The organism is Paenibacillus arenilitoris (assembly GCF_014705655.1).
In the GTDB taxonomy this organism is placed as follows: Bacteria; Bacillota; Bacilli; order Paenibacillales; family Paenibacillaceae; genus Pristimantibacillus; species Pristimantibacillus arenilitoris.
This window is the reverse complement of record NZ_JACXIY010000055.1, coordinates 1-23,638: the sequence shown is the minus strand read 5'-3', so window position 1 is coordinate 23,638 and position 23,638 is coordinate 1. Positions and strand designations below refer to the sequence as shown.

21 protein-coding genes are annotated in these 23,638 nt (G+C 59.3%); 1 reads left to right on the top strand and 20 read right to left on the bottom strand.

What is annotated here, in order from left to right:
• Positions 1-88: 88 nt before the first annotated feature.
• From IDH41_RS29365 to IDH41_RS29270, 20 genes are all read right to left on the bottom strand, one after another.
• Positions 89-982, bottom strand: a complete 894-nt coding sequence (locus IDH41_RS29365; protein WP_190867590.1) for a carbohydrate ABC transporter permease — start codon at positions 980-982, stop codon at positions 89-91.
• 25 nt (positions 983-1,007) lie between these two features.
• The gene (locus tag IDH41_RS29360; RefSeq protein WP_190867588.1) at positions 1,008-1,919 is read right to left on the bottom strand and encodes an ABC transporter permease; all 912 of its coding nucleotides are present in this window, start codon (positions 1,917-1,919) and stop codon (positions 1,008-1,010) included.
• A 74-nt stretch (positions 1,920-1,993) separates the two neighbouring features.
• Positions 1,994-3,628 (bottom strand): ABC transporter substrate-binding protein, encoded by a 1,635-nt coding sequence (locus tag IDH41_RS29355; protein WP_190867586.1) that lies wholly within the window; start codon positions 3,626-3,628, stop codon positions 1,994-1,996.
• A 346-nt stretch (positions 3,629-3,974) separates the two neighbouring features.
• The gene (locus IDH41_RS29350) at positions 3,975-6,242 is read right to left on the bottom strand and encodes a helix-turn-helix domain-containing protein (protein ID WP_223830167.1); all 2,268 of its coding nucleotides are present in this window, start codon (positions 6,240-6,242) and stop codon (positions 3,975-3,977) included.
• Positions 6,243-6,369: 127 nt separating this feature from the next.
• Positions 6,370-7,092: a nucleoside phosphorylase gene (locus IDH41_RS29345; protein WP_190867584.1), complete on the bottom strand. Its 723-nt coding sequence runs from the start codon at positions 7,090-7,092 to the stop codon at positions 6,370-6,372.
• Between the two features lie 4 nt (positions 7,093-7,096).
• Positions 7,097-7,771: a sulfite oxidase-like oxidoreductase gene (locus IDH41_RS29340; RefSeq protein ID WP_190867583.1), complete on the bottom strand. Its 675-nt coding sequence runs from the start codon at positions 7,769-7,771 to the stop codon at positions 7,097-7,099.
• 33 nt (positions 7,772-7,804) lie between these two features.
• Complete coding sequence (locus IDH41_RS29335) at positions 7,805-8,728, bottom strand: ABC transporter permease (protein ID WP_190867581.1); 924 nt, start codon at positions 8,726-8,728, stop codon at positions 7,805-7,807.
• Position 8,729: 1 nt separating this feature from the next.
• The gene (locus IDH41_RS29330; protein WP_190867579.1) at positions 8,730-9,779 is read right to left on the bottom strand and encodes an ABC transporter permease; all 1,050 of its coding nucleotides are present in this window, start codon (positions 9,777-9,779) and stop codon (positions 8,730-8,732) included.
• Positions 9,772-11,271 carry an ABC transporter ATP-binding protein gene (locus IDH41_RS29325; RefSeq protein ID WP_190867577.1) on the bottom strand — a complete coding sequence of 500 codons (1,500 nt, stop codon included), beginning with the start codon at positions 11,269-11,271 and terminating at the stop codon, positions 9,772-9,774. Before IDH41_RS29325 ends, IDH41_RS29330 begins: the two co-directional genes overlap by 8 nt.
• 144 nt (positions 11,272-11,415) lie before the next feature.
• Positions 11,416-12,483, bottom strand: coding sequence for a BMP family lipoprotein (locus tag IDH41_RS29320; protein ID WP_190867576.1), 1,068 nt, complete (start codon positions 12,481-12,483; stop codon positions 11,416-11,418).
• Positions 12,484-12,694: 211 nt separating this feature from the next.
• Positions 12,695-13,168, bottom strand: a complete 474-nt coding sequence (locus IDH41_RS29315; RefSeq protein ID WP_223830166.1) for a MarR family winged helix-turn-helix transcriptional regulator — start codon at positions 13,166-13,168, stop codon at positions 12,695-12,697.
• 406 nt (positions 13,169-13,574) lie between these two features.
• Positions 13,575-14,471, bottom strand: coding sequence for an urease accessory protein UreD (locus IDH41_RS29310; RefSeq protein ID WP_190867612.1), 897 nt, complete (start codon positions 14,469-14,471; stop codon positions 13,575-13,577).
• Entirely contained in the window at positions 14,471-15,199 is a 729-nt protein-coding gene (gene ureG, locus IDH41_RS29305) for an urease accessory protein UreG (protein ID WP_190867574.1), read from the bottom strand. The genes IDH41_RS29310 and ureG overlap by 1 nt, the downstream gene beginning before the upstream one ends.
• 36 nt (positions 15,200-15,235) lie before the next feature.
• On the bottom strand, positions 15,236-15,928 hold the full coding sequence (locus IDH41_RS29300) for an urease accessory protein UreF (protein ID WP_190867572.1): 693 nt from the start codon (positions 15,926-15,928) through the stop codon (positions 15,236-15,238).
• Between the two features lie 20 nt (positions 15,929-15,948).
• A complete protein-coding gene (ureC, locus tag IDH41_RS29295) occupies positions 15,949-17,664 on the bottom strand; it encodes an urease subunit alpha (RefSeq protein ID WP_317890838.1) in 1,716 nt (571 codons plus the stop codon).
• Positions 17,661-18,029 carry an urease subunit beta gene (locus IDH41_RS29290; RefSeq protein ID WP_190867570.1) on the bottom strand — a complete coding sequence of 123 codons (369 nt, stop codon included), beginning with the start codon at positions 18,027-18,029 and terminating at the stop codon, positions 17,661-17,663. Before IDH41_RS29290 ends, ureC begins: the two co-directional genes overlap by 4 nt.
• A 39-nt stretch (positions 18,030-18,068) precedes the next feature.
• Positions 18,069-18,374, bottom strand: coding sequence for an urease subunit gamma (locus IDH41_RS29285; protein WP_190867563.1), 306 nt, complete (start codon positions 18,372-18,374; stop codon positions 18,069-18,071).
• A gap of 174 nt (positions 18,375-18,548) precedes the next feature.
• Positions 18,549-19,469, bottom strand: a complete 921-nt coding sequence (locus IDH41_RS29280; RefSeq protein WP_223830170.1) for a D-alanyl-D-alanine carboxypeptidase family protein — start codon at positions 19,467-19,469, stop codon at positions 18,549-18,551.
• Positions 19,470-19,612: 143 nt separating this feature from the next.
• Entirely contained in the window at positions 19,613-20,722 is a 1,110-nt protein-coding gene (locus IDH41_RS29275; protein WP_223830165.1) for a sensor histidine kinase, read from the bottom strand.
• Positions 20,712-21,413, bottom strand: coding sequence for a response regulator transcription factor (locus IDH41_RS29270; protein WP_190867559.1), 702 nt, complete (start codon positions 21,411-21,413; stop codon positions 20,712-20,714). Before IDH41_RS29270 ends, IDH41_RS29275 begins: the two co-directional genes overlap by 11 nt.
• Before the next feature lie 242 nt (positions 21,414-21,655).
• Between IDH41_RS29270 and ilvD the strand changes: the two genes are divergently transcribed.
• Positions 21,656-23,341: a dihydroxy-acid dehydratase gene (ilvD, locus tag IDH41_RS29265; RefSeq protein ID WP_190867557.1), complete on the top strand. Its 1,686-nt coding sequence runs from the start codon at positions 21,656-21,658 to the stop codon at positions 23,339-23,341.
• Positions 23,342-23,638: the final 297 nt, after the last annotated feature.

Below are 23,638 nucleotides of genomic sequence, written 5' to 3'. Positions count from 1 at the left end.
TTTAACGCGATATACGTCTATATTCGCTCAATCGCAGCGAAAAAGAAAGTCCAAGATTGTTCCTGCGAGCCCGCTCCGCATCCCCCGATCAACCTTTGACGGAGCCGATCATCACGCCTTTCTCGAAATATTTTTGCAGAAACGGGTAGAGGACGAGAATCGGCAGCGTCGATACGATGATGACGCCGTATTTGATTTGATCGGCGTACTTCTGCGCATAGCCGCCCGAAGCCCCGCCGGTGCCGGCGCCGCCCGCGAACACCTGGTTCGACAGCAGAATATCCCGCAAAATAATTTGCAGCGGCTTAAGCTCGTTGTCCCGGATATAAATAAGCGCGGTGAAAAAATCGTTCCAATGCCCGACCAGATAGTACAGCCCGACGACGGAAATTAGCGCTTTGGACAGCGGCAGCGCCACCTTGACGAAATAGAAGAAATGCGAGCAGCCGTCCATCGCAGCGGCCTCGTACAGCTCGGGGGGCAGCGAGGCTTCGAAGAACGTCCGCGCGATAATCAAATAAAACACGTTGACGCAGAACGGAAGGATGAACACCCAGAACGTATTCGTCAGATGCAGATCCTTCATAAGCAGGTAGGTCGGGATCAGGCCGCCGTTGAAAAACATCGTGAAGACGAACGCGAACATGATGAAGCGCCTCGCCTTGAATTCTTTCCTTGACAGCACGTAGGCCGCGGGCAAGGTGAACAGCAGATTGACGAACGTGCCGGCCAGCGTGTAAAAAACGGTATTCCGGTATCCGGTCCAAATCCGCTCGTCGCGGAAAATTTCATTGTATCCGAAGAAGCTGATTCCCTTCGGAAATAACAACACTTTGCCGGTCGCCACCATCGTGGAATCGCTTATGGAAGCGATGACGATGAAGTAAAGCGGATACGCGACCGCCAGAAATATGACGGCGCACAGCGCGAATAAGACGGCTCGAAACACGATTTCGCCGCCGCTAAGCCGATGACGAACCATAGGTACTCCTCCTTCGCCTAAGCCGTTAGAACAAGCTCGTATTGGAAACGCGCCTGGATATGGCGTTCATCGCAAACAGGAAAATAAAATTGATGACCGTATTGAACACGCCGATCGCCGAAGCGAGGCTGAACTGATTGGATACGATGCCGATTTTGTACACGTACGTCGCGATCACCTCGGACACCGGCAGGTTGAGCGCGTTTTGCATCAGGAAAATTTTTTCGAAGCCGGTGCTCAGAATGTTCCCCATGCTGAGGATGAACAAAATGACGATCGTCGGGATCAGCGCCGGAAAGTCGATATAGCGGATCGTCTGCCACCGGCTTGCTCCGTCCATTTTGGCGGAATCGTACAGCTGCGGGTCTACGGTCGACAGCGCCGCCAAATAGATGATGCTGTTCCAGCCGCAGTGCTGCCAAATATCCGACAGGACGTAAGTCGGGATGAATGTAGAAGTCGAAGCGAGCAGGTTGATGTGGCCGAGCCCCGCGGCTTTCATCAGATGGCCGGCAATGCCCGTCTCCGGCGACAGCAGGACGTTCAGCATGCCGACGAGCACGATGACCGAAATAAAGTGGGGCAGGTATACCGTCGTCTGCATGAGCTGCTTCGCCTTTTTCCTTCGGATCTGGTTCAGGACGAGCGCCAGGACGATCGGGGCGGGAAAGCCGACGACGATCGTCGCGAAGCTGATAAAGAACGTATTCCTCATCAGGTCGGTAAATAAATAGCTGTCGATAAACTGCTTGAAATAGTGCAGCCCCTGCCATTCCCCTCCGGTAAGCCCTTTGCTGAAATCGTAGTCCCGGAATGCGAGCTGCACCCCGTACATCGGGATATAGCTGAAAATAAAGATGACGGCGATGGCGGGCAATACCATGATCCATAACTGATAGTCGCGTTTAAGCGCGCTGAGAAGCGATCCAGGGCGCATCGAAATCCCCCTTCGAGGAAGAAAGCCGCTCCCTCTTCAAGGCGCGGAGCGGCTTCTTCCGCCAGCTGATTTGGTTATTGCTTGCTCATGTATTCTTCGTAGTACTTCTGCATGATTTCCAGGTTCTGGTCGAGGCCGGCCTTCTTGCTTTCGTTCACGTAGGCGTCCCATTCGTTCTCGACGCCGCCTTTCGTGACCCACTTCGCGAAGCTTGCGTTGGCCAAATTCATGACGTTCGTATTGTTCAGGCTCATCGCGTTATTGTCGGCCGTCTCGTATTTGATGAACATGGCCGGGTATACGTCCGTTTCCGGGTTGACCTGCTCCAGGACGCCCTTCAGCGGCTCCGAATGCGTCAGCACCTCCTGCATGTCCGTGCCGAGCGTCAATTCCGTCGAGTCGGAAATGTAGAACGCGCCGTTGTCGGCCCACGTCGAGGTCCACTTCCACGTTCCCGGGTCCATCTTCGCGTCCTGCGGCGGCAGCACGGCATAGGTTCCGTCGCCGTTGTCCTTAATGTTCGGTCCGATCGAGCCGAACAACACCTGGATGCCGACCTTCGGACTATACAGCTCGTTGATGAATCGCATCGCCGCCTCTTTGTTTTTCGTTTTCGCCGACATGACGATATGGTTGGTTCCGAAATTCATGGAATAATAATCGTAGCTCCAGGACAGCGGGCCCGAATAACCGGCCGATGCCTTAAGCGGCGGCAGCGAAGCGTATTGAGGCGCGACCTGCTCGCCGAACCGGTCCGACGCGACCCAGCCCCAGGTGAAGCCGACCTTCGCCGTATCCCCTTCGCCGCGGGCGACCGATTGGAATTTCGTATAGTCGTGCGTGAACACCTCGGGATTGATCAAGCCGGCCTTGTACAGCTTGTTCAGGAACATGACCATCTCTTTGTAGCGGTCGTCGGTCAGGAAGTTTTTCACTTGGCCGTCCTCGACGAAATAGCCCTGTCCGCTTACTTCCGAAGCGAGCGTGATTCCCATGCCCCCGAGGAGCACGGCCGGATTGAAATAACCGCCGATGCCGCCCGGCCAGTCCATCGGGATCTCGTCGCTTGGATCCCCGTTGCCGTTCGCGTCCTTCTCTTTGAACGCCAGCAGGACTTCATATAATTCATCCCATGTCGTCGGCGCGCTCAGGCCAAGGTTATCGAGCCATTGCTGATTAATGTACTGCCGATTGACGGTATCCGGCCAGAACGCCTGGTATTTCGGCAAGCCGTAAATGCGGCCGTCCCGCTGCGTGGCGATCGCCTTCGTCTCCGGCTTCTCGGCGAACATCTGCTGCACGTTCGGCGCCTGCTCGGTCAGCTCGGACAAGTCCTGGAACAATCCTTGGAATTGCGCGAAATCGGCATCCGTGATCACGTTGGGGCCGACGAACAAGTCCGGAACGTCGCCGCTTGCCAGCATCGTGCCCTTCTTCTGCCCCCAGTCGGCCGTAATTTCCTGCCATTCGATATCGACGCCCGCGGCGTCCTCGACCTGCTGGAGCCATTCCATCTCGCCGAGCGGCTTCGTAAGCGGATGCTTCGTAATGACGGCCGTCAATTTCACCTTCTCGCCGCTTCCTCCCCCGCTGCCGGAACCTTCGTTAACGCTTTCATTTCCGTCCCCCCCATTAGAGCCCGAACAGCCTGCCAGTACTGCGGATACGACCAGAATGAGCGACAGCAGCAAATGAATCCTCTTCCTCACTAGCGTTACCCCCTCGAATAATATGGCAAGCAAAATCGTTTGGTCTGCGTCGTTGTCCGTTCGATGAGGTCCGATTTCGCTTTGCCCCCTCACTCTATCGCCTCGCCCTTCGCGCCGTAAACGGACATTTTTTGAGCGGTCGCCAGTTTTTGAAAGCGGTTATCCCGAAATTCGTGTAAGCGATTGCAATTATGGCGTTCCCTGCCCTTCGAAAAACTGCATATGTTCAAAAAAAGCCGCTGCCCGCCTGAAGGCTGCGGCAGCGGCTTGCGGCGAGCCCCCAAAGGTCGGCATAGAAGCGGACATGTACTAGAGACTGCTAACGGTTCGCGCGCAGGTCGGCCGTTTACGCTTGCCTATGCGTATCTCTGTACTGGCCGGGCGTCGTGCCGACGATTTTTTTGAAGGCGCGGATAAAGCTGGACGTATTCGAATAGCCGACCTGCTGCGCGACCGAGTCGAGCGTCTCGTCCGTGCTCCGCAGCAGTTGGCTCGATTTCTGAATGCGGAGCCGGTCGATGTATTCCTTGAAATTTTGCCCCATCGTTTTTTTGAAGTGATAGCTGAAGCCGGAGAGCGACATGCCGAAATGATCGGCCATCTTCTGCAGCGAGAAATCGTGGTCCATCCCATGCTTCTCAATGACCGCCACGATCTCCTCCCGCGACGCGGTTCGGGACGAAGGCAGCGTGGCGCGGATAATATCGCAAAGCTTGCCGCAGCTTTCCCGCATGATCCCGGCCATCTGCCCGATCGTATAGCGCTGCTGGAAGGCGGCGTCCGTCAGCATGAGCAGGCTGCCGTCGTCCGGACGGAACCTCGTCAGGCCGTTGAGGATGACGCTTATCGTGTTCAAGTAGACCGTTCTTACCATGTGCGGCGGCATCCCGTCGCTGCCGAAATAGTCGATGATCCGGTCCATGACCGATTCTACGACGCCGGCGTCGTTTTTCAAAATCGCCATTTCGAGCGATTGCAGCAGCTCGGCGAAATAGGAGACGGCGCCGGTCTGCGAAACCTCGATTTCGTTAAACACGAGCATCGCGTCGTGCTTCCGTATGCGAAGATGCTCGGCCGTGCGCGCGGCCTGCAAATAGGACAAGTGAACGCCCTCCGGGCGGTCCGCGCTTTGCGGCGTCCCGATCCCGATCAGGGGCTGCATGCCGGTCCGCGCGGCGAGCTCGCGCCGAACCCCGTCCAAGTACGATTTTAACGGGAAATCCGCCGCATGGCTGCAGACGAAGATCATCTCCTGCTTGTAGATGCTTTTGAAGAAATAGCCATTGGCGCCCTCCGGCAGCCTTCCTTCCGCGCTCCGGCAATGCTCCGCCACGCCCAAGCCGTCCTCGCCGCCCGGCTCGAAGGACAAGACGGCCGCCGTTACGAGCGGCCCTTCGATGGCTACTCCGTATTCGGCCGCTTCCCGCCGGAACGATTCCCAATCCTCGAAATGGCCGCTTGCCAGCTCGAACAGCAGATTGTCCCGCATGATCGGCAGCGTGCGCCTCACGCTTTCGTCCAGCTTGCTGTTGGCGGAGGAAAGTCGGTCGAGCGCGTATTGGATCGTCTCGATCTCGTTCATCCGCTTCGGCTCCCGAGGCTCGAACACATCCGTCGCCAGGCTGACCAGCTTTTTGATCGGATGATAATTTTTGCGGATCGACACGTAAATGACGACGACTTCCGCGAGCAGGATCAGCAGCACGAGAACGACGGTGTTCCGCTGAATCGCGCGGATGCTCTCCAGCGATTCGGACACGGGCAGCAGACTGACGTACTGCCAGCCGTTCTTCTCCGAGACGTTGTACGACACGATCACGTCCTGCCCGTCGATCCGATAGGTGTCCGAGCCCGAGCCGCTCTCGCCCAGCCGGGCTACCAGCGCCCGGAATTCGTCCGAATTCCCGAAAGCGGCGGCATCCGAGGATACGAGCCGGTTGCCCTTCTCATCGAAGACGAAGAAATCGCCGCTGTACGATTCGGATACGGACTTCATCATGCGGATGACCGTCTCTTCCTTGACCAGGATGAGAACCGCCCCGGGCGAATTTTCCCCGCCGAGCGGCAGCGGCAGCAGGAACGTCAGCATCCGCATCCGGTTGCTGCCGGGCACGATGACGTCCTCGGCCGGCCGGACGGCCGGCAGGACAAGGCGGTCGAGCTGCCTGAACATCTCCTCGTGCGGCCAGTTCTCGTAATAATACCCGACCCCCCGCCGGGCGAAATCGTCCACGTTGTAAACGCTTCCAGTTTTTGCGAATAAATACCCTATATTTTTGACGTACAGCAGCGTGTTGTCGATAAAATCGTCCGTCGCGTTGTACTTCTTCATCTCGTTCGCGATGACGATCCGCTGATAGTCGTTCTCCATCGCCGCATACAGCTTCAAGTCCCGGTTCTGCAGCAGCTCCGTCGGCAGATCGTACACATACCGCGTAAAAATGTCCATGGAGGTCATGAACTGCTCGGTCACGTGCGCGTTCCAATCCATCTCCTTGTCCTTCGCGATTTTCGCGGAGTAGGGATAATAATAGACGAGTATGATGATGGTGGGAAGCAGAAGCACCAAAATGTACGAAATCAAAAATTTGGCCAACAAACTGGTCTTTTTCAATGCAAGCCGACTCTCCTCCAACGTAGGATCGAAACTCATATTGGTCAAAATATACCACAGCTCGCTAAAAAAAGCTTGCCCCTCACGCTTGGGGCAAGCTTTTTTTAGATTGGCAGGCCCGCTCCGGTTAAGCGGAAGCGAGCTTCTTGACCGTCTTTAACGCCGCTGCGATCTCGCGTTCGACGGCACCTGCGACGACGTCGGTGTGCGGGTCGTATTCGGCCGCCAGATCCGTATCGGCATAGCCGTCCAGCGCCACGATCGCGCCGGCTCTCGCTCCGCGCAGCGAGGCGACGACGAACAACGCCGCGATTTCCATCTCCACCGCGAGCACCCCCGCCTGCTTGTACTGGCGATGCGGCACGTCCACGACGCCCGAGAAGAAGACGTCGAGCGATACCGTGATGCCTTTCTTCACGACGCCTCCGCCCTCGAGCGCGGCTTCATACAGCGCCTCCGTCACCGCGCTGTCCGCGACGGCCGGGAAGCCGGCGGGCACGAGCTGGTGCGTCAGCCCTTCGGCGCGCACGGCCGCCGTGCTGACGATCAAGCTTCCGGCCGGGTGGTCGGTCGAATAAGAGCCGGCCGTGCCGACGCGAATTAGCGTCTTCACGCCGCCGCGGATCAGCTCCTCGAAGCAGACCGCCGCGCCGGACGAGCCGACGCCGTGGCTGACGACCGCGAGCGGAACGCCTTCATATTCGCCGACGAACGTCCGGTATTCCCGCGCGAACGCCAGCTCCCTCGCATTCGTCAGCTTGCGGGCTATCGCCTCCGCGCGGCGGGGATCGCCGCACACGATCGCATAGGCTGGAAGATCTTGCGGGTTCACTTGCAATATAGACAACATCTGTTCAATCAAACTCCTTCTTCATCCATTCGTCCTCGGGCATGCTGTTCTCCTCGCTCGAGAACCGCTGCTCCTCGAACGGATCCGCATCGTTGTGGAAGCCGTTCCTCTCCCAGAAGCCGGGACGGTCTTCCTTCATGAATTCAATGCCGCGAATCCATTTCGCGCTCTTCCAGAAATAGAGATGCGGCACGAGCAGCCGCATCGGCCAGCCGTGCTTGTCGGTAAGCGGCTCGCCGTCGAACCGGTGCGCGAGAATCACGTCCTCCCGCAGCAAATCCGCAAGCGGCACGTTCGTATCGTAGTCTTCGTCCGCATGGATCATGACGTATTTCGCGTCCGTCTTCGCTCCGAGCAGCGGGAGCAGGTCCGCGAACTTCACGCCCTCCCATTCCGTGTCGAGTTTGGACCAGCGCGTGACGCAGTGGATGTCGCATACGATCTTCGTCTGCGGCAGCGCGAGCAGGTCGTCGAAGGAGAACGTCTGCTCCCGGTCGACCTCCCCGAACACGCGCAGCGTCCAGCTGCCAAGGTCGTAACGCGGCACCTCGCCCTCGTGCAGAATCGGGAACCGTTCCGTCACCGTCTGTCCCGGCGGTACGCGATGAGCAAGCTCGGGGGCGATATCCGCCTTCCTGACCGCCGTTACCTTCTTTAACCGTTCTGCTTTGTTATGCATGCTTACACCGCCTCTTTCTGCCTAAAGCTTAAATTATCTGGAGCTCTCGTTCGCCTTGCGCGCTTCCTGCATGTAGCCTTTGTCCTTGAAGAACAGCATCGCGGCGATCGTCACGACGTAAGGCAGCATCATCGTAAAATGCGTCGGCAGCGCGAAGCCCTGCAGCCGGATGCTCAGCGCGTCCATGAAGCCGAACAGCAGGCTCGACGCGGCGACGCCGAGCGGATTCGACTGGCCGAGCATCGTCGCGACGAGCGCGATGAACCCGCGGCCCGACGTCATGCCCTCCGTGAACATCGTGACGTTACCGAGCGACAGCTGGGCGCCCGCGAGACCGCATAGTACGCCGCACATCAGCACGGCGCCGTATTGGATGCGGGTCACCTTGATGCCGAGGCTCTTCGCCGCCGTAGCATTCTCGCCCGCGGCGAGCAGCCGGAAGCCGGTAACCGTCTTGAACAGGAACAGCTGCAGCAGGATGACGATCAGGATCGACAAATAGACGAGCGGCGAATGCCCGGACAGCACGTCGCCCAGCCAAGGAATATCCTTAAGCAGCGGAATGTCCCATTTCGGCAGGCCGACCATGTCCTTGTTGTAGTATGCGCCCTTCACGTCGAATATCGCGCGGAGCGAGAACGTCGTCAAGCCGAGCGCCAGGAAATTCAGCGCGATCCCGACGACGATGACGTTCGCTCGCAAGTGAATGCTCATGTACCCGAACAGGACGGAAAACAAAAGCGAGCATAAAATCGCGAACAGGACCGCCGACAATACGTTTCCGGTAAAATGGTTGCCGACGATGGCGGAGAACGCCCCGATCAGGACGAGCCCTTCCAGCCCGACGTTGAACAGGCCGACCCGGGCGCACAGCGCGCCGCCCAGAGCCGCGAGCAGGATGGGGGTAACCAAACGCAGCGTCGAAGCGAACAGCGAGACATCGAATAATTGATCCATATTAAGACCTCGCCTTCCTGCGTTTAATGAACGAATACGTAATTTTGGCCGAAACGAACAGAATCAGCACCGCTTGAATGATACTCGATACTTCGAGCGGCACCTCGGTATTGCGTTCCATGCCCATCCCGCCCGTCTGCAGGGCGGCAAGCAGAATCGCGGCGACCGCCGTGCCCAGCGGGTGCGAGCCTGCCAGCAGCGTCGCCATAATGCCCGACCAGGCGTAGCCCGGCGTCGTGAGCGCGCCGTCCAGGTAGCGGTACTGCGTGCCAAGCACCTCGATCGAGCCGGCCAGTCCCGCGAAGCCGCCGCTCGCGAACATGCTGAGCAGCATCATTTTGCCCCGCTGCACGCCGCCGTAGCTAGCGAACAGCGGATTGCCGCCGAGCATCCGGATTTCGTAGCCTTTCAACGTGTACCTCATGAACAGGAAGAGCAGAATCGCGCATACGGCCGCGATAAGGAAGCCGCCGTGCAGGCTCATGCCTTTGAACAGCTTGGGCAGCCATACGCTCTTATCGATCATCATCGTCTGCGCCATGGCGGCGGAGCCGGTACGGTCCTTCAGCGGATAAGAGACGATATAGCCGGCGAAGAGAGTCGCGATATAATTAAGCAATAAGGTCGTGATTAGCAGGTTCATCCGGTATTTGGCGTCAAGCCAGCCGGCGAAGGCCGACCATATTCCCCCGGAAATGATGCCGGCGACAAGCGCCGCGACAAGCTTCAGCCATGCCGGTCCCGGCAAATATAAGGCCGTAATGGCCGCGCTTAACGCGCCGAGCACCATTTGCCCCTCCGAGCCCATGTTGAAAAATCCGGCTCGGAACGCCAGCGCCACGCCTAATCCGATCAATATAATCGGCGTCGCCCTGCTTAACGTATTGGTGAAGAAATAAAAGCTTCCGAACGCGCCCTTCCACATCTCCGCGTACGTCTCGAGGACGGAGCCCCCGACGACGGCGATGGCGACGGCGCCCGCAGCCAGGCCGACGATGACGGCCAGCAGCGGCTGCAGCAACGAACGAATGAATGATACCCGCTTATCCAACCGCTTTTCCTCCCGCCATCAACAAACTGATTTGCTCCTCCGTCGCATGGTCCGCGGCCAGCTCGCCGACGATGCGGCCTTCGAACATGACCAGAATCCGGTCGGAGAGCTTCAATATTTCCGTCAGCTCCGACGAGACGAGCAGGATGGCACCGCCTTCGTCGCGCTTCTTAAGCAGCTCCCCGTGGATGATTTCCATCGCGCCCACGTCGACGCCGCGCGTAGGTTCGGCCGCAATAAGGAAAGGCGTCTTCTGCGCCAGCTCGCGCGCGACGATGAGCTTCTGCAGATTGCCTCCGGACAAATATTGCGCCTTCGTCGACAGCGAGCCCGTCTTGATCCCGAACCGGCTCACCCACTCGCCGACCATGCTGCGGATGCCGGGTCCGCTCAGTACGCCGTACCGCTGATGCTTGCCGGCGTGACCCATGAGGCCGTTCTCCATAACGGTCGCGTCCTTCGCCACGCCCCATTGATAGCGGTCCTCGGGGATATGGGCGAGTCCGCGCTCGCGAATCGTCTTCACCGTCGCGCCCGTCACGTCCTGCCCGAGCAGCTTGACCGAACCGCCGTCGATCTTCATCAAGCCGGATATCGCCTGAATCAGCTCGGATTGGCCGTTGCCGGAAATGCCCGCGATGCCGACGATCTCCCCTTCGTTCACTTGAAGGCTGACGCCGCCGAGCAGCGGTTTCGTTCGGGCGCCGTTAATCGTCACGTTATCGGCTTCCAATACCGGCTTGCCCGTACCGGCCGCCTTGCGCGACAGCTGGATCAGCTCGCGGCCGACCATCAGCCTCGACAGCTCCTCCGCGTCCGTATCCTTCGCTTCGACCGTCCCCGTCACCTTGCCGTCCCTCAGCACCGTGATCCGGTCGGCGATCTCCATAATTTCCTGCAGCTTATGGCTGATCAGAATGAAGCTTTTGCCCTGCGCCGCAAGTCCCTTGATCGCGACGAGCAGCTCGCCGACCTCGAGCGGCGTCAGCACGCCGGTCGGCTCGTCCAAAATAATGATTTCCGCCCCCTGATGGAGCACCTTCAAAATTTCCACCCGCTGCTGAAGGCCGAGCGAGCAATCCGCAACCTTCTTCCGCGGATCGACCGGCATGCCGAATTGCTTGCCGAGCTGCTCGACCGTTGCCGCCGCCGCTTGGCGGTCGAAGCCGATTCCCTTTGATGGCTCGCGTCCGATGACGATATTTTCCGCGATCGTAAAGGTCGGGAACAGCATGAAATGCTGATGCACCATGCCGATTTTATGGGCGATCGCATCCGCCGGGCTCGCGAACGACACGCCTTTGCCGTCCAAGCGGATTTCGCCGCTCGTCGGGCTTTCCATTCCGTATAAAATGCGCATCAGCGTCGTTTTGCCCGCTCCGTTCTCGCCGACGAGCGCATGGATCTCCCCTTTGCGAAGCGTAAAGCATACGTCGCTGTTGGCGGTGACGTTCCCGTAAGACTTCGTAATCTTCTCCATCTCAAGCAGCATTCGCAGCACTCCTCTCCTTTCGCTTGCGTTCGTCTAGAAACAAAAAAAACCGCTCCCCCGGTTGGCGCAAGGAAGCATATCCTCAACAAGCAAACCGGCTGCTGGAAAGCAGCCGGTACTTGTGCTTGATTTAGGTAAGCAAACTTAGCTTGCCGGCAATTCGACGACGATTTTGCCGGATTTGATGTCTTCGGCGATCGCCTTCACCTTGTCGACGTTCTCCTGGCCGATGAACGGGCTCAGCGGAGATTCGCTCTCTCTCGTTACGAAAGTCAGGCCGACGCCGTCTTCCTTCAAGCCGTATTCGGCCGCGCCGTATTCGAAGTTGTCTTCCATGAACGCTTTCACCGTTTCGTAGGCTACGGTATCCGTTCCTTTCAATTGCGACAACACGATATGCTCCGGATCTTCGCCGGTGCGGTCCGTATCCTGTCCGGAAGTGTAGAAGCCTTTTTCCTTCGCCGCTTCGAATACGCCGTTGTCGCCGACCGCCGCCATGCCGGCGATGAAGTCCGCGCCCTTCGATTGCTGCAGCAGCGCGAGCTCCTTGCCTTTGACCGGATCGGTGAAGCTGCCGACGTAGTTCACGAGGAATTCCGCTTCCGGATTCGTGCTCTTCAGTCCTTGCTCGAAGCCGTACGTATATTTCTTCAGAAGCGGAGCGTCCATCGCCACGACCGCGCCGACCGTATTGGTCTTCGTGGACAGGCCGGCGAGCGCGCCCATCAGATATGCCGCTTCATGCTCGCGGAACTGCACGCTGCGAACGTTAGGCAAATCGACGATCGTGTCGATGATCGCGAACGGCTTGTCCGGATTTTCGGCAGCGACCTTGTTCAGCGCGTCCACTGCCTGGAACGTTGCGGTAATGATCAAATCGTAATCTTCGGCCACGGTAGCGCGGAGGTTTTGCTCGAATGCGGCCGGATCCGTCGATTCGATCGTCTTCACTTCCGCGCCGAACTCCTCGCCCGCCTTCTTGAAGCCTTCATCCATCAATACGAAAAACTTGTTCACGCCGATCTTCTCGGGCAGTACGAGCGCGATCTTCTTCGCTTCCGCCTGCTCGCCGCCCGCGTTGTTCGTCGCCGCTCCTTCGTTGGCCGCGCCGTTGTTCGCCGCGCCTTCCCCGTTGCTTCCGTTCGAGCCGCAAGCCGCGATGACCGTAACCATAAGCAGCAGCGAAACCGCCAATGCCAGTGCCTTCTTCATCCCAATCTCCCCTAAGTCGAATGTACTAATTCCCTTTAATCCTAGTTGTATTATCGGAATTTGTCAACCTGATTTCGTCGCCAATAGGCTTAAAGTCTGAATGAATTCGACAAATTTCTAGTTAATTTTACACGAATATGACGAATTTTCATAATCCTTTATTCAAATAGTCACGAATTCGTAACAATTGCCGCTATCAGCAGCGCGAAGGCTATCCATCCGCTTCGTCGGCCGACTCCATGTTCCGGTTCATCCTCTCGAACAGCGCGAGCCCGCCGGCCATTTCCTCGATCGACATCCCGTCGAACAGCTTGAACATAATCTTCGTCCTTACCGTCTCGATAAGGGCGACGTTCTTCATCCCTTCGTCCGTAATGCCCAGCATGACGACGCGCCTGTCCTGCTCGCCCCGCGTCCGCCGGATGTAGCCGAGCTCGATGAGCCGATCGGCGATGCCGGTTACGCCGCCGCTCGTGATGAGAAGCTGCTCCGCGAGCGCGGAAGCTTTCTGCGGACCGGATTCGGCCAGAATCGTCAGCATTCGCCCGTGCGTCATCCCGAGCCCGTGCACGTTGTACGTGTTCCATTCCGCGTTCACCTGCCGCCGCACCTGGCGGAACGACTCGTCCAGCCTTCTCATTAACGCCAGCTTCTCCGTGTCTGCTTCATTCAAAGCTTCATTCAAATTATCAACGCCTCCATGCAAGACTTTGATACGATTATATCAAATGCGCCAATCGTTATACAGCAAAAGAAGCGCAGGTTTCGACGATTTTCTTTCGTTGGTTGCGTGCGAAGCGCCCAAAGCTTCAATTTCCCTTCAAGACAGACGCGAATAAGGGAATCAAATGGCGCTATCAGGCTCCGCCAGCTCTCTTTTCAATGAAATAGAGGAAAAAATGTTCGTAAACTCGTTCAATTTCCGCTCCCGATGCCCCAATTGGCCAGGCTAAGACCAATCTTTTCCCTTATTCCTGCGGCTGAACGGGTTAGCGTATCGAATAAGACCATAAATTACCTTTAATACCGAAGCCTGCGGACAAGCCAAACAGCCGACTGCGCGTTGCCGCGGTCGGCTGTTCAGTACTTGATCATCCCTGCAGCAAACGCAGCGGCGGCAATTCCAGCACGCTCGCCCTTGCCTCCCGCCACAGCTCCCCCATCAGCTTCTGCAGCGGCCATGCGGCCGTCGAGGCGGCCGAGACGGCGACGCCGAAGCGATGCGTAAGGGACGCGCCGGCGATGACCGGATGCGCGGCCGGGGAATCAAACCTTTCGATGCAAGCCTGAAGCCGCTCCAGATGCCCGGCGCGCACCCGGTCCGAGAACAGGTAGAAGGAGCCCCAGTGGGTCATATCCTCCCAGCAGCCCGGCGCGCCCAGCGTCTGCTCGGGCGGCTCGATCCGCTGCCGCTGCATGAAAATAAGCTCCTCGCCGTAACGGACGGCGAGCTCGTTACGAAAGCTCCGGTAATCGAACCGCTCGCCGCGCGGCGTCCGTCCCGGGCAGAGCACGTCGGCCTGCATCCAGACGGCCCCCGCTCCGAGCCTTACCTGCGTCTCGCCGCGAAAGCGCGCATGCCTATACAGCATGACCGGCTCGGGCATATGCTCGGCAACCGCGTTGTCCGCGAGCTCGAAGGTTTGCCGCATGGACGCCCCTCCGCCCGGCAAGCACGGATGAACCTTCGTATACGACTGGTTCGTCATCATCGCATGGGCGCCGCGGCCGAACGTCCACGCCAGATCGTAATGGTCGCCCTCAAGCAGGCCGGGCGACACGTCCATGACGATGACGCCGAGCTGGCGGTCCAGCGGGAACGCCTTGGCGATCTTGAGCGGCGCGGTATGGTATTTCCGCTCGAGCACCGTCCGCCCGCCGCGGCTCGCGAACGATACGGCAAGCTCGGACGCGCGGATTGCCGAATCGGCGCCCGCGGTCGGCGAAGCGGCGGTGCCGCCTTTTGAATCGGCCGCCTCCCGCTCCATCAAGAAGCCGTATGCCGGTTGCCTTGCGTCAGGTCGGCTAACGGGATCACATGCGAATGCGCTTCGCCGCGGGCATGGGCGAGCTCGTGCACGAGCCAGCTCACGATTTCGTCCACCCCGTCGCCGCCGAACAGATTCGAGAAGACGAACGGCCGGCTTCCGCGCATCTTGATCGTGTCCGCTTCCATCACTTCCAGACTCGCGCCGACGTACGGGGCGAGATCGATCTTGTTAATGACGAGCAGGTCGGAGCGCATAATGCCGGGACCGCCCTTACGCGGAATTTTCTCCCCTTGCGCCACGTCGATAATATAGATGAAGCGGTCCACGAGCTCCGGGCTGAACGCCGCCGCGAGATTGTCGCCGCCGCTTTCGATGAAGATCAGATCGAGCTTCTCGAAACGGCGCTCCAGCTCCTCGATCGCCTCGAAGTTCATCGAGGCGTCCTCGCGAATGGCGGTATGCGGACAGCCGCCCGTCTCGACGCCGATAATGCGCTCCTCCGGAAGCACGCCCGTGTTAAAGAGGATGCGCGCGTCCTCCTTCGTATAAATGTCGTTCGTGATAACCGCCAGACTGTAGCGTTCATGAAGCTCCCGCGTCAACCGTTCGACGAGCGCCGTTTTGCCGGAGCCGACCGGCCCGCCGATTCCGATCCGGATCGGCCGCGAGCCGTCGAGCGCCGGGCTTTCCCACTCCTGATGCGTATGTCCTTGTCCTTGGCACATGTAACCTTCCTCCATTCGCTTAATCGTATTTTTCGGTCAAGACATGAACAGCCGGGAATACAACCGCTCGTGCCGCATCATCGCCAGCTCCGCCATCGGCATGTTCGAATAGGCCTCCTCCGGCTCGAGGCCGGCCGCCACCCGCAACGCCTCCTCCGTCAGCGGCGTCAGCCTCGCGATCAGCGACTGTCCTTCCGTCTGCCCGATCGGCATGAGCCGCAGGGCGCTGTTGACGCATGTGACGATGCACGTATAAAAATAGCCCTGCATCGCCTTCTCCTCGGATACGCCGAGCAGCAGGCAGGCGTAGCCGTGCGAGAGCGGATGCGAAGCGAAGCAGCGTCCGGCCTTCAGCGCCCCCGTCAGCGGCGCCCAGTCCAGCCCGGGATGGATCGCCGCCGCGAGCTGAAGCAGCCGCCGCCCCATCTTCTCCACGCCGCTTCGCGACTCCGAGGAGATCCTCTGCAGATGAACGAGCCGCTCCACCGCCCACAGCCGCTCCCATTCCTTCGCGGGGGCGTCCCGGTATACCGCTTTGACCGCCATCGCGTCCGACGTCGCCCAGCTCTGCAGCAGCATGGCCGAGGCATACGCGTAGAGCTGCCCGGAATCGTTCATCCGGCCGTCCTGCACCATCGTCTCGAGGCCGAACGAGTGGGAGAAGCCGCCGATCGGCAGCGCCGAATCGAGCAGCTGCTGCATTGCCAGCCAACTGATGTTGTCGTTCATTCGCACATCCGGTCCTCTCGCTAGAACAAAAAGTATCGCTGCGCCATCGGCAGCACGTCCGCGGGCTCGCATGTCACATGCTCGCCGTCCACCGCGACGCGGTACGTCTCCGGATCGACCTCAAGCTTCGGGGTCGCGTCGTTATGGATCATGTCCTTCTTCGCAACGGACCTGCAGCCCTTCACCGGCTCGATCCTCTTCTGCAGCCCAAGCTCCCGCGCGATGCCGAGATCAAAGGCCGCCCGCGAGACGAACGTGATCGAGCTGCTGTACACGAGCTTCCCGAAGGAAGCGAACATCGGGCGTCCGAATACCGGCTGCGGCGTCGGAATCGAGGCGTTCGGGTCCCCCATCTGCGCGTAGGCGATGCTGCCGCCCTTCAGCACCATATCCGGCTTCACGCCGAAGAACATCGGGCTCCACAGAACGATGTCAGCAAGCTTCCCGATTTCCAGGGAGCCGACGAGGTGGGAAATCCCGTGCGTAATCGCGGGGTTAATCGTATATTTGGCGATGTACCGCTTGATGCGGAAGTTGTCGCTCTCCTCGTCGTCCGGCGCGAGCGGACCCCGCTGGCGCTTCATTTTGTCGGCCGTCTGCCACGTGCGGATGATCACTTCGCCGACCCGGCCCATCGCCTGGGAATCGGAGCTGATCATGCTGAACACGCCCATATCGTGCAAAATGTCTTCGGCCGCGATCGTCTCCGGCCGGATCCGGGAATCGGCGAACGCGACGTCCTCCGGAATGCCGCTGTCCAGATGATGGCACACCATCAGCATATCGAGATGCTCCTCGATCGTATTGATCGTGAACGGGCGCGTCGGATTCGTCGAGGACGGAAGCACGTTCGGCTCTCCCGCCGCCACGATAATGTCGGGCGCATGGCCGCCGCCCGCCCCTTCGGTATGATACGTATGGATGGTGCGTCCGCCGATCGCCGCCAGCGTATCCTCGACGAAGCCCGCTTCGTTCAGCGTATCGGTATGGATGGCGACCTGCACGTCGTAGAGATCGGCGGCCTGCAGGCAGGCGTCGATCGCGGCGGGCGTCGTTCCCCAATCCTCGTGCAGCTTCAGCCCGATCGCGCCGGCCTCGATCTGCTCGATGAGCGGCGCCGTGAACGCGGCGTTGCCTTTGCCGGTGAAGCCGAGGTTCATCGGGAACCGCTCCGCCGCCTCGAGCATGCGCCGCATATGCCAAGCGCCCGGCGTAACCGTCGTCGCGTTCGTCCCCGTGGCCGGGCCCGTGCCTCCGCCGATCATCGTCGTGACGCCGGAGGACAGCGCCGTCTCGATCTGCTGCGGGCAGATGAAATGAATATGCGAATCGACGCCCCCTGCCGTGACGATCTTCCCTTCGCCGGCGATGACCTCGGTGCTCGCGCCGACGACCATGTCCGGATGGACGCCGTCCATAATATCCGGATTGCCGGCTTTGCCGATTCCGACGATATGGCCGTCCCGGATGCCGATATCCGCCTTCACGATGCCCCAATGATCGATAATGACCGCATTCGTGATGAGCGTGTCCAGCACGCCGTTCGCGCGCAAGGCGCCGCTCGACTGGCCCATGCCATCGCGGATCACCTTCCCCCCTCCGAACTTGCATTCGTCGCCGTAGACGGTATGGTCATGCTCGATGCGCGCCCACAGCCCGGTATCCGCGAGCCGGACCGCGTCGCCGGTCGTCGGGCCGAACATCGCCGCGTAGCTGCTCCGGTCCATTCCGCTCACGGGCCTTCACCCGACCAATCCGCAAGCCTCGCGCGCACCTCGTCCGGCATGCTTCCGGCCTCCGCCTTGCCCCGGCTTAAGCCGTTCAGCCCATAGGACAGCTTCGCGCCGCCCAGCTCTACGAGCGTCACCGGCTTCTCCTCGCCCGGCTCGAAGCGCACGGCCGTTCCGGCGGGAATATGAAGCCGCATGCCGAACGCGGCCTCGCGATCGAAGCGCAGAGCCCGGTTCGCTTCGAAAAAATGATAGTGCGAGCCGACCTGCACCGGCCTGTCGCCCGCGTTCACGACAATCATTTGCTGCGTCCGGCGTCCGGCGTTCAATTCGATCTCGCCCTTCGCCGTCCGGTATTCGCCCGGTATCATTTCGCCTAACGCCTCCCCTCGTCCGAATGGTGCCGACGCTTACCCCGCGATCGGGTTATGGACCGTGACGAGCTTCGTTCCGTCCGGGAACGTCGCCTCGACCTGGACCTCGCGGATCATCTCGGGGATGCCGGGCATGACCTGCTCCCGCTTCAAAATCCGCGTCCCGTATTCCATTAGCTGGGCAACCGTCAGCCCGTCGCGCGCGCCTTCCAATATTTCGGAGGTGATAAGCGCCACGCTCTCCGGGTAATTGAGCTTTACGCCGCGATTCATCCGGCGCTTCGCGAGGTCGGCGGCGATCGTAAGGAGCAGCTTTTCTTTTTCGCGTTCGGTCAACTGCATGAAATCCACCTCTCATCTCCGTAATAGTTCCATTATAGACAGCAATTGTTCGTTCGTAAATGCATTCATGTTATATTTTATAACACAAACATAGAAAGACCTAGCGCAAATTTCGACATTTGCACTAGGTCTGACATTAAATTGACATGGAGATTTTCGTCGAACGGTCGGCCATCAGCCGTTCTCGATGCCCAGTCTCCCTTGGATATGGCCGATCAGCCCGTCAAGGCCGTTCGTCCGGAAGCCGTATTGGAACAGCTCGCCCGTCTCGGCGAACCGCTGCCCGGGCTCGCTCGAGCCCATGACGACCGACACGAGCCGCCGGCCTTCTTGCTTCGCCGTTCCGGTGAAGCAGTACCCCGCCTGTACCGTATAGCCGGTCTTCAGCCCGTCATTCCCCGGAAAAGCGTACGTATTCCCGCTCAGCATCAGGTTCGTCGAATTGAGCTTTTTCGACGCGGAGGCGAGCTCGACGTTCTTCCTCTTGGACACCTCCAGCACCTCGGGATACTTTCTCAGCAAATAGGCGGCGAGCATGGCCGTATCCTTGGCGGACAGCATCGTATCCCGGTCCGAGGCGGCCGCCTGGTACGGCAGCAGATCCTCGCGGGCGAGGCCGGTGGCATTGCCGAATACCGCGTTTTCCGATAAGCCGATTTTTTGCGCGCGGCCGTTCATCAGCTTCACGAACGCCCGCTCGCTGCCGCCGATATGCTCGGCCAGGGCGACCGCCGCGTCGTTGGCCGAATGGATGGCCGTCGCCTCGAACAGCTCGCGGACCGTGAAGACGTCTCCTTCCGCGAAGCCGATCCTCGAGCCGGGCACGCCGGCCGCGTAATCGCTCGCGGCGACCTGCTCGTTCCAGGCGAGCTTTCCTTCGTTCACCATGTCGAGCACGAGCAGCTCCGTCATCATTTTCGACATGCTTGCCGGCGGCAGCGGCTCGTTCGCGTTTTTCTCGTACAGCACTTCGCCCGTGCCGAGATCGAGCAAAATCGCCGCTTTCGATTCCAGGTCAAGCTCGGCGACGGCCGGCCGTTCCTTAAGCGCCGCGAAGAACGGCACGCAGGCCAGCACTCCCGCCGCAAGAAGCATGAATTTCAAGGAATGGCTTCTCCTTCTTCTATATACGCGTGTCATGATCATAATGAAAAGTCCCCTCTCGCATGCGTTTCTTCCATACGACCAAGTATAGAAGGCGCAGCTTAAGGAGACCGTAACCAAACCATAAAAATTTCTTAAATCGTTCCGGAGGCGGGCAGCTCGACGCGAAAAGCCGTTTCGTCAACGTCGCTCGAGACCGAAATAACGCCGCCGTGCTTCTCGACGATGCTTTTGGAGATGGCCAGGCCCAGTCCCGAGCCTCCCGCCCACTGCGTGCGGGATTTATCCACCCGGTAGAAGCGTTCGAAAATATGCGGAAGATCGTGAGCAGGTATCGGCTCGCCGTAATTGATGACTTCCACGACCGCGCGGCTTCCCGACCTTCCGACCGTCAGCACGATCCGCTTGCCGTCCTTTCCGTAGGCGATCGCGTTCGCGATCAAGTTCTCGAACACCCGAACGAGCTTCGCCGGATCGCCCTTGATCGTCACCGCCGGCTCGCCGGCCGCGAGCCTGCCTTCCATCCCGGCCTCGCGCAGCGGCGGCTGGAACTGAACGAGCAGCTCCCCGAGCAGCTCGACGAGGTTGAAGCTCGTTTCCCTCAGCGCGGACGCATCGTGACGCATTCTCGTGTATTCGAACAAATCGTTGATCAGACCGTTAAGGCGCTGCGATTTCTCGTACGCGATTTGAACGTAATGGCGCAGCTCGACCTCGTCCCGGTATCGATCCTGCTCGATCAAGCCCAAATAGCCGAGCACCGACGTGAGCGGCGTCCGCAAATCATGCGACACGTTCGTGATGAGCTCGTTCTTCGTCTGCTCGGCGCGGCGCTCCTCCTCGAGCGCGCGGCGAAGCCTTCCCGCTAGCGCGTTCAAATTGACGGCCATGTCGCCGAACGGGCTGTTTCGGCGCACCTCGATTTTGTAATCGAAATCGAGCCGGCCGTCCGCGATTCCTTGGACGGTCCCGTTGATGCGGGCAAGGTAGCCGTAGAAGCGCCACTGTAAAATAAAGAAGATAAGAAAGGCCAAAAAACCGGCGAATCCGATCAAAACGTACTCTGGCCCGATTCCGTTCACGATGCTCCCGATAAGCGACCGGATGCCGAAATTGCCGAATACGCTCAGCGCCGTATCCGCAAAAATCACCAAAAAAATGACCGTAAACGCGGCCAGCGCAATGCTGAGCCCGATATGGACAAGCGTCCTCACGAAGAGGCGCATCGCGAGATTATCCTTCAATTTTGTAGCCAACCCCCCATACGGTCACGATCATCTTGTCGCCGAGCTCCTTCTCCAGCTTGTCCCTCAGCTTGCTGATATGAACCATGACCGTGTTGTTCGAGTCGAAATACTTCTCCTTCCATACCTGCTGGAAAATGTCCTCCGCGCTGAATACCCGGCCGGGCTGCCCGGCCAGCAAATGCAGGATGCCGAACTCCGTCGAGGTCAGGTGAAGCGGCTTCCCGTCCGCCTCCGCCGTATGGCTCAGCTTGTCGATTCGCAGCGGCCCGAGCCGCAGCTCCCGGTCTTGCCGCGAGCCCCCGGCCTCCGCCTGGGCGCCGAACTGATAGGAACGGCGGAGCAGCGACCGCACGCGCGCGACCAGCTCCAGCGGGTTGAACGGCTTGATCATATAATCGTCGGCCCCGGTCATCAGCCCCATAATTTTATCCATGTCCTCCGCCTTCGCGCTAAGCATCAGAATCGGCACGGACTGATCGCGCCTCAGCCGCCTGCACACCTCCAGACCGTCCATCTTCGGCATCATGATGTCGAGAACGACGAGGTCGTGCGGGTCCTTCTCGTAGGCGGACAGCGCCTCCTCCCCATCATGCGCCTTCTCGGTCGCGAACCCTTCGTTCTTCAAATAAATTTCGATCAGATCGGCTATTTCCTTCTCGTCGTCCACGATCAAAATCCGTCTGTCCATTGCCGCTTCCGCCTCCTATTCCTTCTCATTGTGTCCGATGTGCCTACTATACATGAATCGGGCTCGCGATGTCCCGGGCTAAAGGAGAAAATTACAATGTTTAAGCGTTTCTTAATGTTTTTTTAACGATTGGACCTATCCCGGACCAATTTTTGAGGGAGCCCGCCGTTGTAGCCAACGCCTGTCCGTTGTGATAAAATTGAAGGCATTGATATTTTATTACGTTATAGGGGGGCACTTACATGGCGGCCAAAAGAATGCGTTCAGACATGATCAAAAAAGGCTTCGACCGCGCACCGCATCGCAGCTTGCTGCGAGCCGCAGGCGTAAAGGAAGAAGATTTCGGCAAACCGTTCATCGCGGTCTGCAACTCGTATATCGATATTATTCCAGGCCACGTCCACCTGCAGGAATTCGGCAAGCTCGTGAAGGAAGCGATTCGCGAGGCGGGCGGCGTGCCGTTCGAATTCAATACCATCGGCGTCGACGACGGCATCGCGATGGGCCACATCGGCATGCGCTACTCGCTGGCAAGCCGCGAGATCATCGCCGACTCGATCGAAACGGTCGTTAACGCGCACTGGTTCGACGGCATGGTCTGCATCCCGAACTGCGACAAAATTACGCCGGGCATGATCATGGGCGCGCTTCGCGTCAACATCCCGACGATGCTCGTCAGCGGCGGGCCGATGAAGGCCGGCAAGACGAGCGACGGACGCTCCATCTCGCTCTCGAGCGTATTCGAAGGCGTCGGAGCCCACCAAGCCGGCAAAATCAACGACGAGCAGCTGCAGGAGCTCGAGCAGTTCGGCTGTCCGACCTGCGGATCCTGCTCCGGCATGTTCACCGCCAACTCGATGAACTGCCTCGCCGAAGGCCTCGGCCTCGCGCTTCCGGGCAACGGCACGATTCTCGCCGTATCGCCCGAGCGCAAGGAATTCGTCAAGGAAGCGGCGCGCCAGCTGATGAAGCTGATCGAGCTGAACATCAAGCCGCGCGATATCGTGACGAAGGAAGCGATCGACAACGCCTTCGCGCTCGACATGGCGATGGGCGGTTCGACGAACACCGTCCTTCACACGCTGGCGATCGCGCATGAAGCCGGTATCGAATACCCGATCGAACGCATTAACGAAGTCGCAGAGCGCGTGCCTCATCTGGCGAAGATCGCTCCGGCATCCGATTACCATATCGAGGACGTGCATAACGCGGGCGGCGTCAGCGCCGTGCTGAACGAGCTGTTCAAGAAGGAAGGCGCTCTGTTCGGCGACTGCATCACCGTTACCGGCAAGACGCTGCGCGAGAACGTCGCCGGCTGCGAAATTCTCGATACCGACGTCATCCATACGCTCGACAATCCGCATACGCAGCGCGGCGGCCTGGCCGTCCTGTTCGGCAACCTGGCGCCTAACGGCGCGATCATCAAGACCGGAGCGGTCGACAAGTCGGTCGGCGGCTATCACAAAGGCCCTGCCATCTGCTTCGACTCCCAGGACGAAGCGCTCGCCGGCATCGCGAACGGCAAAATCAAGGAAGGCCACGTCGTGATCATCCGTTACGAAGGACCGCGCGGCGGCCCGGGCATGCCGGAGATGCTTGCGCCGACGTCGCAAATCGTCGGCATGGGCCTCGGCGCGAAGGTCGCGCTCATTACGGACGGCCGGTTCTCCGGCGCTTCCCGCGGCATCAGCATCGGGCATGTGTCGCCGGAAGCGGCCGAAGGCGGACCGATCGCTTTCGTCCAAGACGGCGACATCATCGAGATCGATATGAACAACCGCACGATGGATCTTCTGATCAGCGACGAGGAATTCGAGAAGCGCCGTTCCGAATGGAAGGGCTTCGAGCTCAAAATCAAGCGCGGCTACCTTGCCCGCTATGCCCACCTCGTAACGTCGGCCAGCACCGGCGGCGTCATGAAGATGTAGTTCATCGCATAAGGAGCTGTCCCTAAAGGTCATAATTGACCTCGGGGGCAGCTCTGTTTATTAGCCTTCCAGCACTCTCTTGCTCACTGCTCTCACGCCTGCCTCCTCTTGTGCAGTACAATTCCCCCTATTGTTCGCGCTTCCGAAACACGCTCATGCCCCCTCTTCGGGATGAAGTTAGCCATGGGATGGCGTTGCTAATTTCAATAATTGCACTAGCCATGCATCAAACCTGACACTGTGGATAAAAAATCGTGGGCGCTACACTTATCCCCTAAAATTTTGAATATTTTTCCA

Bases quoted from the DNA above. Each gene is read 5' to 3' on its own strand.
- IDH41_RS29285 (WP_190867563.1), bottom strand. From the start codon at position 18,374: ATGCAGTTGACCGAACGCGAAAAAGAAAAGCTGCTCCTTACGATCGCC.
- IDH41_RS29320 (WP_190867576.1), bottom strand. From the start codon at position 12,483: ATGAAGAAGGCACTGGCATTGGCGGTTTCGCTGCTGCTTATGGTTACG.
- IDH41_RS29360 (WP_190867588.1), bottom strand. From the start codon at position 1,919: ATGCGCCCTGGATCGCTTCTCAGCGCGCTTAAACGCGACTATCAGTTA.
- IDH41_RS29365 (WP_190867590.1), bottom strand. From the start codon at position 982: ATGGTTCGTCATCGGCTTAGCGGCGGCGAAATCGTGTTTCGAGCCGTC.
- IDH41_RS29270 (WP_190867559.1), bottom strand. From the start codon at position 21,413: ATGGACAGACGGATTTTGATCGTGGACGACGAGAAGGAAATAGCCGAT.
- IDH41_RS29340 (WP_190867583.1), bottom strand. From the start codon at position 7,771: ATGCATAACAAAGCAGAACGGTTAAAGAAGGTAACGGCGGTCAGGAAG.
- IDH41_RS29300 (WP_190867572.1), bottom strand. From the start codon at position 15,928: ATGAACGACAACATCAGTTGGCTGGCAATGCAGCAGCTGCTCGATTCG.
- ilvD (WP_190867557.1), top strand. From the start codon at position 21,656: ATGGCGGCCAAAAGAATGCGTTCAGACATGATCAAAAAAGGCTTCGAC.
- ureG (WP_190867574.1), bottom strand. From the start codon at position 15,199: ATGTGCCAAGGACAAGGACATACGCATCAGGAGTGGGAAAGCCCGGCG.
- IDH41_RS29310 (WP_190867612.1), bottom strand. From the start codon at position 14,471: ATGGAGCGGGAGGCGGCCGATTCAAAAGGCGGCACCGCCGCTTCGCCG.
- IDH41_RS29290 (WP_190867570.1), bottom strand. From the start codon at position 18,029: ATGATACCGGGCGAATACCGGACGGCGAAGGGCGAGATCGAATTGAAC.
- IDH41_RS29325 (WP_190867577.1), bottom strand. From the start codon at position 11,271: ATGCTGCTTGAGATGGAGAAGATTACGAAGTCTTACGGGAACGTCACC.
- IDH41_RS29335 (WP_190867581.1), bottom strand. From the start codon at position 8,728: ATGGATCAATTATTCGATGTCTCGCTGTTCGCTTCGACGCTGCGTTTG.
- IDH41_RS29345 (WP_190867584.1), bottom strand. From the start codon at position 7,092: ATGTTGTCTATATTGCAAGTGAACCCGCAAGATCTTCCAGCCTATGCG.
- IDH41_RS29280 (WP_223830170.1), bottom strand. From the start codon at position 19,469: ATGCTTCTTGCGGCGGGAGTGCTGGCCTGCGTGCCGTTCTTCGCGGCG.